At 63.0% G+C, this 13,477-nt stretch carries 12 protein-coding genes; 4 read left to right on the forward strand and 8 right to left on the reverse strand.

Features of this window, described 5'->3' with window-relative positions; genetic code table 11:
* Positions 1–43: 43 nt before the first annotated feature.
* From P73_RS13915 to P73_RS13925, 3 genes are all read right to left on the reverse strand, one after another.
* Positions 44–970, reverse strand: a complete 927-nt coding sequence (locus tag P73_RS13915) for a DUF2493 domain-containing protein (RefSeq protein WP_043870030.1) — start codon at positions 968–970, stop codon at positions 44–46.
* A gap of 343 nt (positions 971–1,313) precedes the next feature.
* On the reverse strand, positions 1,314–2,360 hold the full coding sequence (locus tag P73_RS13920; protein ID WP_043870031.1) for a DUF7146 domain-containing protein: 1,047 nt from the start codon (positions 2,358–2,360) through the stop codon (positions 1,314–1,316).
* Entirely contained in the window at positions 2,360–6,682 is a 4,323-nt protein-coding gene (locus P73_RS13925) for a strawberry notch family protein (protein WP_043870032.1), read from the reverse strand. The genes P73_RS13920 and P73_RS13925 overlap by 1 nt, the downstream gene beginning before the upstream one ends.
* A 235-nt stretch (positions 6,683–6,917) precedes the next feature.
* Between P73_RS13925 and P73_RS13930 the strand changes: the two genes are divergently transcribed.
* Positions 6,918–8,462 carry a Fic family protein gene (locus tag P73_RS13930; RefSeq protein WP_043870033.1) on the forward strand — a complete coding sequence of 515 codons (1,545 nt, stop codon included), beginning with the start codon at positions 6,918–6,920 and terminating at the stop codon, positions 8,460–8,462.
* Between the two features lie 11 nt (positions 8,463–8,473).
* Here P73_RS13930 and P73_RS13935 read toward each other — a convergent pair whose 3' ends face one another.
* The 3 genes from P73_RS13935 to P73_RS13945 form a co-directional block, all read right to left on the reverse strand.
* Positions 8,474–9,118, reverse strand: coding sequence for a hypothetical protein (locus tag P73_RS13935; protein ID WP_043870034.1), 645 nt, complete (start codon positions 9,116–9,118; stop codon positions 8,474–8,476).
* A complete protein-coding gene (locus P73_RS13940) occupies positions 9,111–9,527 on the reverse strand; it encodes a hypothetical protein (RefSeq protein WP_043870035.1) in 417 nt (138 codons plus the stop codon). Before P73_RS13940 ends, P73_RS13935 begins: the two co-directional genes overlap by 8 nt.
* A 68-nt stretch (positions 9,528–9,595) precedes the next feature.
* The gene (locus tag P73_RS13945) at positions 9,596–10,117 is read right to left on the reverse strand and encodes a hypothetical protein (protein WP_043870036.1); all 522 of its coding nucleotides are present in this window, start codon (positions 10,115–10,117) and stop codon (positions 9,596–9,598) included.
* 224 nt (positions 10,118–10,341) lie between these two features.
* Here P73_RS13945 and P73_RS25050 point away from each other — a divergent pair, with 224 nt between their 5' ends.
* Genes P73_RS25050 through P73_RS13955 form a run of 3 tightly spaced genes read left to right on the forward strand, consistent with a single transcriptional unit; the run spans position 10,342 to position 12,182 of the window.
* Positions 10,342–10,662: a hypothetical protein gene (locus tag P73_RS25050; RefSeq protein ID WP_174446927.1), complete on the forward strand. Its 321-nt coding sequence runs from the start codon at positions 10,342–10,344 to the stop codon at positions 10,660–10,662.
* An 8-nt stretch (positions 10,663–10,670) separates the two neighbouring features.
* A complete protein-coding gene (locus P73_RS13950; protein WP_043870037.1) occupies positions 10,671–11,123 on the forward strand; it encodes a hypothetical protein in 453 nt (150 codons plus the stop codon).
* Positions 11,124–11,141: 18 nt separating this feature from the next.
* Positions 11,142–12,182, forward strand: a complete 1,041-nt coding sequence (locus tag P73_RS13955) for a hypothetical protein (RefSeq protein ID WP_139267033.1) — start codon at positions 11,142–11,144, stop codon at positions 12,180–12,182.
* Here P73_RS13955 and P73_RS25670 read toward each other — a convergent pair.
* Together P73_RS25670 and P73_RS26190 are read right to left on the reverse strand one after the other, a co-directional pair.
* Positions 12,164–12,502 (reverse strand): hypothetical protein, encoded by a 339-nt coding sequence (locus P73_RS25670; RefSeq protein ID WP_139267034.1) that lies wholly within the window; start codon positions 12,500–12,502, stop codon positions 12,164–12,166. The genes P73_RS13955 and P73_RS25670 overlap by 19 nt on opposite strands.
* A gap of 349 nt (positions 12,503–12,851) precedes the next feature.
* A complete protein-coding gene (locus P73_RS26190; RefSeq protein ID WP_139267035.1) occupies positions 12,852–13,016 on the reverse strand; it encodes a hypothetical protein in 165 nt (54 codons plus the stop codon).
* Between the last annotated feature and the right edge of the window lie 461 nt (positions 13,017–13,477).

The raw sequence follows: 13,477 nt of genomic DNA on the forward strand, positions 1-13,477 counted from the left end.
GAGAGTTCTGCCGGGCATGGTATCGATGGATTGCAGGCAGCGCTCACGCGCTGCCCTCCGCGAGGCGGTAGACCGGGATACCCATCTTGCGGGCCTTGTCGGCCAAGTTTTCCTGAATGCCGGTACCCGGGAAGACGATGACCCCGATCGGCATGGCATCGAGCATCCGGTCGTTGCGCTTGAAGGGCGCGGCCTTGGCGTGTCTCGTCCAGTCGGGCTTAAAGGCAACCTGCGGCACCTTCCGGTTGTCGGCCCAGGTGGCCGCAATGCGTTCTGCGCCTTTCGGGCTGCCGCCGTGCAGGAGCACCATGTCGGGATGCTTGGCATGAACCTGATCGAGCCTGCCCCAGATCAGCCGGTGATCGGTGGTATCCCCGCCCGAGAAGGCAATCTTCGGCCCGGCGGGCAAGAGCACCTCATTGTCGGCGCGTCGCTTGGCGGCGAGGAAGTCGCGGCTGTCGATCATGGCCGAGGTCATCTGGCGATGGTTGAGCCGTGATCCGGAGCGCGGCGACCAGGGCGTGCCGGTGGTACGCAGGAAGAGGTCGGCGGCAGTATCGCGGAAAGTCTCCATGCTGTCGCGGCGCTCGATCAGGTTTTGTCCGATGCCGATCAGGCTCTCCAACTGGACGGATTTCACTTCGCTACCGTCCTGTTCGCGCTGAAGGCGCTTCTGAGCCTGCTCGTTATCGTCGAGTTTACGTTCGATCCGCTCGACCGCGCGGTGGAAGGTGTTGACGGTGGACCACATGATTTCGTCGAGGTCGAAATCAAGGCTGGTATCGGCCATGGTGGAGATCAGGGCGTCGAAGATGTCGGCGACCGCGCCCTGGATGGCGGTATCCTCTGGCGTGCTCCGGGGATCGGCCTCGCCCTCGGCGGGACGGTAGCCATAGAGTTCGAGCGCTTCGATGACATGGCCGGTGGGAGACGTGCTGTGATCAGGTTCGAATTCGTCATGGGCATACATGGGATGTATCCTTCGGCTGGACCGCGACCGTCGCGGCCTTCATGGCGACGACAAGCCCACGGGCGCTCCGGTCTGGCAGTCCGAGCCTCAGGCGAGGACCTTGATGGCAAAGCCCGGCTGATTTGCTTCGCGCTGTAAAGGCGGGGGAGACGGGGTCCCCACGCGACCTGTCGCGTGGGGTGGCGGGCCGCCGACGGAAATCAGTCGGGCGCCGCCATTGCCGGGCCGGAGCGTTTGTGGGCCGCTCGCCCTCTCAAGAAGGCCAAGGCGCGGGTCTTTTGCCGAGGTGCTACACCCCTTGCCCATGGCGGGATCGGTTATCCTCGATCACGGCCCTCTCTGGCTATGGTGCGCGCGACATGAAGCGTCTGACGTCTTCGGGAGCGATCTGCACCCGGATCCGCGCCCGAAGCGCCTCCAGGCCGAGGCTCACGAGATCGTCGTTGAAATCTCCCAGCATGGGCGAAAGCGTGATGGCCTCGATCCCGGCCTCGATGGCCCGGTCCACCAGACTGTCCCGTGCCGCGTCGCCTGCCGGATCGTTGTCGCGGACGATATAGAGCCTGCGCAGATGCGGCGGGAACAGGATAGCAGCGAGATGTCCGGCCGAGAGTGCGGAGACCATCGGCATGATCGGCAATGCCTGCCGCAGCGAGAGGATGGTCTCGATCCCCTCGCCCGCTGCCATGACATCCTGCGCCTCGCCAAACCGCACGGCGTTTCCGAGCAGATCTCCCATCGCCTTTCTCGGCGGATCGACCGGCGCTTTCCCAGAGCCGTCACGTTGAATCCAGGTGCGATGCGCACCGGTGATCCTGCCATCGAGGTCGGTGACGGCGGCGATCATGGCCGGCCAGGTTTCGGTTGGGCCGTCGCTCTCCGCGCGCCAGTAGCAGGTCGGGTGGAACCGCAGGTTCGCGGTTCCGCGTAAATCCGCAATGCCGCGTATCCGTAAATACGCCTCTGCGAGACTGCCGGTGAGCGGTTGCGTCATGCGCCAGAGCCGGCGGGCAACTTCGGACGATCCCGATGGTGCTGGCGGTGTTCGGGATCGGCGGGAGTTTGGCTCCGGTTCAAGATGCGGCAGGCTGAGAAAGCGGCGCGCTTCTTCGGCAATGTCGGCGAAGTCGATGAGGCCAAGACTTTCGCCGATCACGTCGAGCAGATCGCCATGTTCCCCGCTCTGCGCATCGGTCCATTTTCCAGCCGCGCCCTTACCGGCCTCCGGCCCGGTCAGACGGACAAACATCGAACGACCGGGCGTGTTTCGCACATCCCCAACCTGCCAGTAATTGCCCTGCTTGCGCCCGTTCGAGAGATAGTGGCGGCACACCGCCTCGGCCTGTCGGCCGAGACGCTGCGCCAGCTCGGAAGCGTTGAGACGTGCCATCACGCAGCCCCCCGCTCGGAGATGCGCTCGACCGGGAAGCGGTCGAGCAGTTTGCCGATGATCTCCGGCCCCGATGCGTCCACCGGCACGAAGAAGCGGAGTTTCCATGAGATGATCTCGCTGAAGAGACCATAGGTTCGCAACCGATCGCGCATGGTATCGGTGAAGCCCGTCAGTTCGATACGGTTCGCGCCCATGACGCGGACGCGGCGCAGTTGCAGCCCCTCGGTGAGATCAAGGATCGTTCGGCCTTCGATCAACGCGGCATAGGCGGCATCCGGCGTCAGGCTGCTGGTGACGCCACTGGTCGAAGCATTGGTAGCCCATGCCGACGAGACACGGCGACCGATGATGCGTTCGCCCTCGTCGGTCTGGAGTCGATAGACGCGGGAGGAGTCTTGCGGCAAGCGTTTCCAGATCGGCAGCAGGAGCCCGGTCACCATATGCAGGATGCTGTCGGTGAACTCCGGCACTTCGTCCAACTCGGCCTGCCATGCCGAGGCGAAGGCAGCGCGCTCGGCCTCTACCCAGTGGGTCTCGCCCATCGCCCGCATGGGCAGGTTCATTGCTTCCATCGGCCGGATCAGCCGGACGCGGCGCTCGATCTCGCCATCGTCCAGCATCACGCTGGTGGTGGGGATCTGCACGGCGGCACGACCGGACCGCTCGTTCACGAGCAGCTTCGCCCGCGGATCATCCAGCTCCGCCAGGGCTGCATCGAGCGTGACCGGCTGATTGCGTTTGCGCTCGGTGAGCGTCAGGAGCCGGGTTTCCGCGCCAGTCCCCGGATGGGTGTGGATCACCTGCCGGCCTGTGACGATGAAGCTTTCGGCCTTCAGCGTTTCCAGCCCCATGTCATAGGTGCCGGATGCAATCGCCCCGTCGATCCGCGCCTGCAGAAGCTGCTCGAAGGCCGAGAACAGGATGCCCTGCAACTCGATGGTCAGCGCCAGCAGGCGATTGAGGAAGGTGGTGATCGGCGGCAGTTCGTCCTTCACACCGTTGCTGTCCATCAGCTTCAGGCCGGTGGCGGACTCAAACCGTTCGAGCGAGCATCCCTCGACCTTGCCGCGCACGATCAACAGGTAGAGCTGGCGCAACGCATCGCGGGCATAGGCGGATTCCAGATTGTCCTCGGGCCGGAGCAGTCCCTGACCACCTGTCTGGCGCTGGCCGCGGGTGATCGCGCCCAGGGTGTCGAGGCGACGGGCAATCGTGCTAAGGAAACGCTTCTCAGCCTTCACATCCGTGGCGATGGGTCGGAACAGCGGCGGCTGCGCCTGATTGGTGCGGTTGGTGCGCCCGAGCCCCTGAATGGCGGCATCCGCCTTCCAGCCCGGCTCCAGCAGGTAGTGCACCCGCAGCCGCTGGTTCCGCGCCGAGAGGTCCGCGTGATAGCTGCGCCCGGTGCCCCCGGCATCAGAAAAGACAAGAATGCGCTTCTGGTCATCCATGAAGGCCGAGGTCTCTGCCAGGTTTGCGGACGGCGCACGGTTCTCGACCGCCAGACGCGCCGATGCACCATCGCCCTTGCGCACGATGCGCCGGGACCGCCCCGTAACCTCGGCCACCAGGTCGGTGCCGAAGCGCTGGACGATCTGGTCGAGTGCTCCCGGCACGGGCGGAAGCGACCCGAGCTGCTCCAGCATCTCATCGCGCCGGACGACGGCTTCTCGGCTTTCGACCGGCTGCCCATCGCGGAACACGGGCCGCGAGGACAAATTGCCTTCGCTGTCGGTGAAGGGCTCATAGAGTTGCACCGGGAAGGAATGCTGCAAGTACGAGCCGACATATTCCCGTGGCGTGACGTCGACGGAGATGTCGTTCCATTCGTCGGTGGGGATTTCTGCCAGCCGCCGTTCCATCAGCGCCTCGCCGGTGGAGACGATCTGGATGACGGCGGCATGGCCCGCCTCGAGATCGGCATCGATCGAGCGGATCAGTGTCGGCGTCTTCATTGAGGTCAGCAGATGCCCGAAGAAGCGTTGCTTGGTGCTCTCGAAGGCCGACCGCGCTGCGGATTTGGCCTGCCGGTTTAGCGTGCCTTCACTGCCGGTAATGTTGGCCGCCTCCATCGCCGCGTCCAGGTTTCCATGGATCACGGCGAACGCGGCCGCGTAAGCGTCATAGATGCGGCGCTGTTCGTCCGTGAGCTGATGCTCGATCAGTTCATATTCGACGCCATCATAGGAGAGTGAGCGGGCGGTATAGAGGCCGAGAGATCGCAGATCGCGGGCCAGCACTTCCATGGCCGCAACGCCACCGGCGTCGATCGCCTCGACGAATTCGGCCCGAGTCTGGAACGGAAAATCCTCGCCGCCCCAGAGGCCGAGGCGCTGCGCATAGGCGAGATTGTGAACCGTGGTGGCGCCGGTCGCCGAGACATAGACCACGCGCGCATCGGGCAGCGCGTGCTGGAGCCGCAGGCCCGCGCGTCCCTGCTGCGAGGCGGCGATATCGCCGCGGTCTCCCTTGCCGCCACCGGCATTCTGCATGGCATGGCTTTCGTCGAAAATGATGACCCCATCGAAGTCCCTGCCCAACCATTCGACGATCTGCTTCACACGCGAAACCTTCTCTCCGCGGTCATCGGAGCGCAGCGTGGCATAGGTGGTAAACAGGATGCCTTCCGACAGCGTGATTGGCTTTCCCTGCGGGAAGCGTGACAGAGGTGTGACCAGCAGTCGCTCCATGCCGAGCGCCGACCAGTCGCGTTGCGCGTCCTCGATCAGCTTGTCGGATTTGGAAATCCAGACCGCCTTGCGGCGACCGCGCAGCCAGTTGTCGAGGATGATCCCGGCCGACTGACGGCCCTTGCCGGCGCCGGTGCCGTCACCCAGCATAAAACCCCGGCGGAAGCGGATAGCGCCAGCGGCATCCTCGGCGGCGGCGCGCACGTTGTCGAAATGCTCGTCCACGGTCCAGGCACCGGCGAGATGATCGGCATGGGCTTCACCTGTGTAGATCACCGTTTCGAGCTGGGCGTCCGACAGACGCGCGCAGATGTCAGCGGGCAGCATGGCGCGGTAAGACGGCCTGGGTGGTGCGACCGAGGCCATGGCGGCGGATTGCACCAGCTTGGTCGGGTGCGGCGCGGCGCCAGGTATGCGCAGCGATTGCAGCGCATATTCCTCATAGATCGCGTCCGACAGCCGCGCGCCCTCGGGCGGCACCCAGTCCACGGTCTCATACTCGAGCTCCACCCCCTCGGGATCGGACGCTGGTGCGGCGGCGGGTCGGGACGCTGTGGCGCGAGCGAGATAACCGCGCACGGTCTTCGGGGCAGCCGCCAGCACGGGAGAAGCGACCTTCGGGAGCGAGACCGGCAAGCGCGGCGGAACCTGGCTTTCGATCCAGCCGAGCAGCGTGCTGACGTCGGGTGCAATCTCTGGTGAGGCCGGGAAGATGGCAGAGTCGTTGGCGGGCAGCTTGTCGATCACTGTCAGCCGCGTGTCGATGCGGGTGCCATGCCTGGAAAAGACCGCGCCATCGATGGCCGCGGTGAAGACCACGCGGCCACGGTCCTGCAAGCGCATGAAAGCATCGCGCCAGGCCGGTGCTTCCGGTCCGAAGTTCCCCCCGGTGATCGTGACCAGCCGTCCGCCAGGAGCAAGCCGGGCCAGCGCCGAGGCAATATGGCGAAGGGAAGCATCCGCCATCCGTCCCTCGACATTGGCCATGACCGAGAAGGGCGGGTTCATCAGCACCACCGACGGCACAGCCTCCGGGGTCAGATGATCGTCGATCTGGGCGGCGTCGAACCGGGTGACGGGAAAGGCCGGAAAGAGGGAAGAGAGAAGATCGGCGCGGGTCTCGGCGAGTTCGTTGAGGATCAACGAACCGCCCGCGGTCTGGGCCAGGATAGCCATCAGGCCGGTGCCGGCCGAGGGTTCCAGCACCACGTCATCAGGCGTGATCGCGGCCGCCGCCAGCGCGGCAAGACCGAGAGGCAGAGGCGTGCTGAACTGCTGGAAGCTCTGGCTTTCCTCGGAGCGGCGGGTCTGCGTCGGCAGTAGGCCCGCGATCTTCGCCAGAGGACCGAGCCGGGACGCCGGAGAACCGGCTTTGCGGAAAAGCGCCTTTCCGTATTTGCGCAGGAACAGAACCGTGGCGACTTCGCAGGCCTCATAGGCGAGCTTCCAGTCCCACGCGCCGCTGGCGTCGGAGGCGCCGAAAGCGCTTTCCATGGCACTGCGGAGGTCCGCAGTATTGACGCGTTGACCGCGTTCGAGATGGGGAAGGAGGAGATTGGCGGCGGCCAGGATCGCTGGCGCAGCCGCCAGCGGCGTGACCGGATCGGTCACGGGAGATGAGATATTCATGTCGGGGAACCTCGGAGAGCGGGAACGGGGAGGACCCGGACGGCGCTCTCTCTCAACCACCCGGACTCACCCTGTCCCGGTACCTCTCTGACTCTTCATCATAGGCCCCATAACCTCGCAGACTTGACGGCGACAGCGCTCCGCCATCAACTTTCGCGAGGCATAATTGATTAGAATTGATATTCATGAGATACATAGATCTGAAACCAATCATCATGGCTGAGATCTGAATTTCATGGAGCAGGCGCAAAGGAATCCGTTTTCAGGTGCCGTAACCGTTTTTCACGAGCGCTGGCTCCCCGAGGAGGCCACACCTGCGGGCTATGCTGCGCTGATCGATGCCTATGCGCTCGCAACGCCCCTGCCCCGGACACTTTCCGCCATCGGCCCACGTCACAAGGTCTACGCGGCCGACGGCTGGCGCCTCTACACGCCCCGCCATGAACCCGAGGCGAGCCTCATCGGTCATCTGACCTTCGCGCTGCGCTACGAGGGGCTGGATCTGACGGTTCTCAAGCGGCTGTTCAAGGCAACCGGCCCAGAGCCGGTCCAGGCCATTGTCGAGGCCGCCCCGACGGGCAGCTACGCGCGCAGGGTCTGGTTCCTCTACGAGTGGCTCCTCGGCGCAGAATTGGATCTGCCCGACGCCACGCGCGGCAATTACGCGCCCGTGGTCGATACCAGGCTCCAATGGGACGCAGAGGGCGCCCCCTCGCCGCGCCACCGGGTCCGCAACAACCTGCCCGGCACCCCGGATTTTTGCCCGATGATCTTCCGCACAGCGGCAATCGAAGCCTTCATCGCCCGCGATCTGGCAGCCGAGGCCCGCGCGGTGCTGGCCGAGGTGCCCGCCGATCTGCTGGCGCGCACGGCGGCCTTCCTGCTGCTCAAGGATTCACGGTCGAGTTTCCAGATCGAAGGCGAGAACCCGCCCCAGGATCGCATCCGGCGCTGGGGCCAGATCATCGGTGAAGCCGGGCGCCATCCGATCGACCGGGCAGAACTCGAACGCCTGCAACGCATCGTCATCGGCGATGCCCGCTTCGTCCATCTGGGCCTGCGGCAGGACGGTGGCTTCATTGGCGAGCATGACCGCGCGACCGGCGCCCCCCTGCCCGATCACGTCAGCGCCCGGCATGAAGACCTGCCTGCGCTGATCACCGGGCTCGAAGCGTTCGACCGCGACGTCGCCCCGGGGCTCGACCCTGTTCTGGCCGCCGCCGGCCTCGCCTTCGGCTTCGTCTATATCCACCCGTTCGAGGACGGCAACGGGCGCCTCCATCGCTACCTGATCCACCACGTGCTTGCTGCACGCGGCTTCAATCCGCCCGGGCTGGTCTTCCCGGTGTCAGCGGTGATCCTCGAACGGATCGAGGCCTACCGACAGGTGCTCGAGAGCTATTCGCGTCGACTGCTGCCCAATGTCAGCTGGCACCCAACCGATCGCGGGAACGTCGAGGTTCTGAACGACACCGGCGATTTCTATCGCTTCTTCGATGCAACGCCCCATGCCGAATTCCTCTTCGCCTGCGTGGCCCAGACAATCGACCACGACCTGCCAGCAGAGACCCGATTCCTGCGTGCCTATGACGGGTTCAAGTCCCGCGTCTCGGGCCTGATCGACATGCCCGACCGCGTGCTCGACCTGCTGTTTCGCTTCCTGCACCAGAACGGTGGCAGACTCTCCGGACGTGCCAGAGCGAAGGAGTTCTCCGCTCTGACCGACGGGGAGGCCGACCGGATCGAAGCTATCTATGCAGAGTTGCAGGACGAGTTCTGAGGCGTTGCACCTTACCCGAACCGCTGCCCCGCCTCGGTGAAAGTGTAGCCGTTGGCGATGATGGCCTCATCGACAACGTCATCCGAGGACAGATAATCGTATTCGCGCTCGAGCTGGCGGTAGAGCCAGCGGGCGAGATCGCGCAACGCCTCGATCACGCCTTCCTCGGCATCGGCGGTCATGTCCTGATATGTCGGACTGTCACGCTCGACCGAGATCCCCATGCAATATTCGTGGTAATAATGGCCGCGACGGCTGGCCTCGGCGCGAAGCTGATAGAAATTACGCCGCTGGACCGCCTGCAGGGCATCGGCGATGCGGTGCAGCTCGGAGTCCTGCGGCGCGTATTCCCTGATCCGGCCCGGGGCGCCCTTGCGGTAGGCATAGAAGGTTTCGAAGCAGGCGCCATCGCCCTGGCTCCAGAAGCCGCGAAACCAGATGCAGGGGGCTTGCCGTGTGCCGCCGCCCATCAACCGGACGGCGTGGGTCTTGAGGTCGAGGCCGAGGATCTCCGCGATGCGCTGGAAATCCTCATAGACGGCATCATACCAGTCATCGTCGAAGCCCCCCTCGCGATACCAGGCGCGGGCTTTGTCCCGTGCCGTTTCGGAAAGTTCCTCAAACCGGTAGACGATGGTTTCGATAATATCAGGCATAGGGATCGCCTCCGTCGAGAACGATGGCAAGCCAGCCGTCCGTGTAGATCCAGTCCACCGTCTCTCCGGTGGCGAGATCAAGGACATGCGCCCCGCCGCCGAACCCGTCCACACGCGGCTTCGAGCAGCTATTGGCGTATTGCATCCCCCAGAGGCCGGTCAGGCCGAACTCCTTCGCGCAGCGTTTGACGAACTGGATGACATGCTCGGGATCGCCTGTGACGTCATCACGCATCCAGAGCTGGGTTCCGCCATGCTCGGGCTGAATGGAGAGCAGGAAGCCGTCCGAGGGCGGATCTTCAGCGGCGCTCTCATTCGAGAGCGCGTTGTAGAGATCAAGCGCGCGGGCAGCATTCTCGGGGGTACCCACGTCAAGCAGGCAGGAGAAATGGGTGAAATAGTCGGCCATATCAGGCTCCTGAAATGAGAAAGCCCGGCGCGGGGCCGGGCGAAGGGGATGGGAAGGCGGATGAGGAATCAGGCGGCCTGAAGCCGACCGATCTGCACGACACCCCGCCAGGCCGGGTCGACCAGACGGGCATCGAGAGCGGTGGCATCGCGCCGCAGATCACACGCTGTCTCGTATTCGCCCCGATCCTGGGCTGCCATCGCCTGCCCTCGGAGACGACAGGCCTTCTGCACCACACGCCGCGCCTCCGCCTCGGAGGCGACCGGCGCGCACCAGATCAAGCCGGCCAATGTGATCCGTCCTGCCAAACACAACCGTTGCTGGTGGTCCTGAAGCACCAGCAGGTTCGGGGTGAAACCCGGCATGTCTTCCGCGCGAAGCCCGCCGGGGCGGCCCCGACGCGCGGCACACCCAATGGCCTCGTCAAGCTCTCGGAACCGACCGAGGAGGACGGTGGTCTGGACTGGCCAGGAGCCGAGGTCGGGATCATGAACCAAGGTTTCGCCGACGCAGATCAGGCTGAAGGGGCCGGCGTCTGCGAGCATTGCTGGCAGTGCATTGGCCGGAAAACAGGAAGTAAGTGCGTTCATCGGGACATCTCCGCGACGGGCGCCGAAGGCCTCTCCCCCGGCTTTCAATCCGTCACGGAGCCCCCTCCCTTCTCTGCCTCTCTCTGTCCGGCGGCACCAATGGGGGCGCCCCTCCTTCAGGACGAAGCAGGCAAGAGGCCTGTTTCATCTGGATAGTATGATTGCGTTCGCGCTATGGTGTGGACACATATTGTAGATTTTACTTGGAGCGGATATTGAGCAGAGTGGGTTTTATTTCTCTGGTGTCCTTCGCGTGCTTTGGCATTCCGGCACAGGCCCAGACCATTCCCCGTTACGATGTTGCAAGCTACTGCCAACAAGTCGCGGATGTTAGCGGTGGATCCGCGATGATCCGTAACGGCTGCATGGATATGGAACAGCAGGCTTATGACGTCCTGAAACCCGTTTGGTCACAACTGTCCGGCACTTCGCGCAATTACTGCGATGAGGTCGCGCGGGTTAGCGGTGGGTCTTATAGTATCCTTCAAGGCTGCATCGAAATGGAAACCGATGCCGCGAGATCGCCTCGTTCCTTTGAATACTGAGAATATTTATGAAACCAGTTTCCACAATCCTGGCCGCCGCATTCGGTGCTCTCCTGTTCACCCCAGCGCAGGCTGACTTCATAGACATCCGTTGGTCGGTTGTCGGTTTCACCGGCGAAGCGTGGTTTATCGACCCGCAAAGTGTCATCGGTCAGTCTCAGACCTTCAATCGCGGATACGCAGAAGGCGTTTTCTATAACTGCGACTATGCTGGTCAGTCTTCCTCCTATACCCCGTATGACAATGACGCCTTTTTCACCAATCCCGAATTTGAATTGTTCTTGCCGCTTCGCGAGGAAATGACGCTAAGCAGCGAAACCCTTTTTGTTCACCGCATCACTTGTGAGGGTGGCGGCAACCCAGCCAAGCGGCATGTGATGTATCCATTCGTCACGAACGAGGCGCGGAAGTCGGCTTGGTACCTGTTCGAAGGCGGGGTGTTCTCGCTCTATAACCCGTGATCTGAAAGGGGCGTCGAAGTGAAAGCTTTTCTGAAAGGATTCGGCATTGTTGTTGCCCTGACAATCGCGGGCATGATCCTTGCAACGGTTGCGCCGAAAATTGGGGTATGGGTCGGGCTGGTTTTCCTCGCAATACCTTTGGTGGCGGTGTTCAAACCTCTCCCCCAACTTCACTTGGGGCACCGCGCATTCAGCGCGTCCGTCGCGTTCTTTGTCGGACTTCTGACCACTGCAGCGTCCTATGGCCTCGTGTCGGATACGCAGCGCCTGGCTGATCTGCGGGCAACGGACCCTGCCGCCTATCTGGCAGAACTTGAAGATCGCGATCAAACCAAGTGGCTTTCGGAGTTGGAAGACCTGGCTCCCGAACGCTACGCCATAGAAGCGGCGAAGGTCGCTGAGGCAGAAGCGGCGCGCAAGGCCGAGGTTGAGGCTGCGGACGCCGCCCGAAAAGCTGAGGCTGAAGCCGCAGCCGCGGCGCGGGCGGAGGAAGTTGCGGCAACACGCCAAGCCGAACAGGCAGCTAAGGTTGCCAGCTATATCGAGCAATTGGACCGGGAGATGGCCTCTATCCCCGGCGTGCAGGCATCGAAGTATACCGGCGACGTTGCCACCATCAACACCGGCCTGTTGCTCATCGGTGCATGGGCATTGCTGTATGAGGAAGGCAACGCGCTGGATCTGAACGATGAAGCCCGGCAGAAGCGCCAGAAGTTCCGGCAGTTGCTTGTCCGCAAACAGATGGAGCTGCTGCCCATCATGCGAGACGCTTACGGCCCGGCGATGCGCCAGCAACTTTGGGAAGCGGACGGCAGCGCCCGGACTATCGGTGCGGGCTATCGCACAGTGGAATTCGTATCTGCGGCCTTCGCACGCAATGCCAATATCAAGCAGATCCATTTGGAAATTCGGGAAAACCTCATGATGCTGAGGTTCACCCGCGCACAATATAAGTGGATCAAGCAGGCATCTGAGTTCAGCTATTACGATATGGATGTTCCAAAAGACTCTGATATCGTGAAATGGGAACGTGACGGAGGTTATCGGGTCCTTGACTGACGGATGTTCCCAGATTTTTCTTTTTGTGCCTGTTTGGCGCAGATCCGCCCGATGCTGGTGGGGCTCAAGCTGAATTCCCGCGCCAGGCTTTTCATCGTTTCTCCGGCAAGGTTGCGTTCGTATATTTGCGCGTCCCTGTCGGCGTTGTCGGCGCGATTTTTCTGCACCTTATCAAAATCGTTCCGCTCGCTTTCGGTCCAAACCTTGTATACTTCCTTGTTGCGGTCCCGATTTCGGATCCGGACGACGTATCGTCCGTCCACCATGCCTCGCACCTCATAAGAACCGCCTGCAAATTCAATCCGGTCACCCAGACTCATGCCTCTGCCCTTTCACTGAAAATACGAGGCATCAATAGCAGCAACACGACCGCATTTCCAACTGTCAGGAAACGGCGCGGGGGACGCATTGGAATGCCCGAGTCCCTCCTCTATCCCCTATCTGCTTGGCAGCAACCCAGGCCGCGAAAGGCCTCGTGACCGTCAACGCCCCCTCATCGGAGCTGTTGCCCAGGACCTTTGCAACAGCCTGAGAGCGCTCTGAAAATCGAGCCTGGATCATAGGTGGCTCAGCGGTTCTGATGCAGGCAACTCCAGGCGCCTTGAGAGGCCGCGGCGCCGACGTCCGGGGGCAATGCGCCAGAGGGGGTGAATGAGGCGCTTGTGCGCTTCATTCAAAAGGATCCAGTTCCAGCTTCACCATGTCTTCGTCGCCGTCGAACTCATCGGCCGGCATGGCGCCGTGGGTTCCGTCCCCGGCTTGGAACACGACGATCACGACCATCAGAGTGGTGGCGAGGCTGGCGGCGAAAGCGGTGGCATCTGCATAGGACATCGGGATTGGCTCCTGTCACTGGAGGCGGGGGACCATCCCCCGCGCTGACCAGGCGCCCGACGTGTCTGACCGGATCTGCACTCACCCTCGGGCGTTCGGACTGGCTCCGAAGCCCCGAGGGCGGCACGCATGCGTAAGCCGACCCTTCATGGGTTGATTGTCAAAGAGACGGATCAGACCAAGGTTAGCGAATGGAAGCGGGGGTGGTGTCTTGCATCCGACAGGTGCCGGATCTCCCCTTGCAGATGCTTCGCCCGGCCAACCCTTACCGCAGCATCAACAGAGGAATTGCGTTACAGGCCGGAGATGGGACCGAACCCATGGCACGTGCCTTGATGGGATGACGGGGACATGGTGAAGTTGGAACTGGAGCCGCCGCGTGACTCTCCGCCCCCTGTACACGGCATGACGGTCATGCGACCTGACCGCTTGATGGGCGGTGGTGCGACAGTGGTTCTGGA

Source organism: Celeribacter indicus (assembly GCF_000819565.1).
In the GTDB taxonomy this organism is placed as follows: domain Bacteria; phylum Pseudomonadota; class Alphaproteobacteria; order Rhodobacterales; family Rhodobacteraceae; genus Celeribacter; species Celeribacter indicus.

Excerpts from the sequence above, each read along its gene's own strand:
- P73_RS13945 (WP_043870036.1), bottom strand. The coding sequence starts at position 10,117 with ATGAACGCACTTACTTCCTGTTTTCCGGCCAATGCACTGCCAGCAATG.
- P73_RS13915 (WP_043870030.1), bottom strand. The coding sequence starts at position 970 with ATGTATGCCCATGACGAATTCGAACCTGATCACAGCACGTCTCCCACC.
- P73_RS13940 (WP_043870035.1), bottom strand. The coding sequence starts at position 9,527 with ATGGCCGACTATTTCACCCATTTCTCCTGCCTGCTTGACGTGGGTACC.
- P73_RS13920 (WP_043870031.1), bottom strand. The coding sequence starts at position 2,360 with ATGGCACGTCTCAACGCTTCCGAGCTGGCGCAGCGTCTCGGCCGACAG.
- P73_RS13950 (WP_043870037.1), top strand. The coding sequence starts at position 10,671 with ATGAAACCAGTTTCCACAATCCTGGCCGCCGCATTCGGTGCTCTCCTG.
- P73_RS26190 (WP_139267035.1), bottom strand. The coding sequence starts at position 13,016 with ATGTCCTATGCAGATGCCACCGCTTTCGCCGCCAGCCTCGCCACCACT.
- P73_RS25670 (WP_139267034.1), bottom strand. The coding sequence starts at position 12,502 with ATGAGTCTGGGTGACCGGATTGAATTTGCAGGCGGTTCTTATGAGGTG.
- P73_RS13935 (WP_043870034.1), bottom strand. The coding sequence starts at position 9,118 with ATGCCTGATATTATCGAAACCATCGTCTACCGGTTTGAGGAACTTTCC.
- P73_RS13925 (WP_043870032.1), bottom strand. The coding sequence starts at position 6,682 with ATGAATATCTCATCTCCCGTGACCGATCCGGTCACGCCGCTGGCGGCT.
- P73_RS13930 (WP_043870033.1), top strand. The coding sequence starts at position 6,918 with ATGGAGCAGGCGCAAAGGAATCCGTTTTCAGGTGCCGTAACCGTTTTT.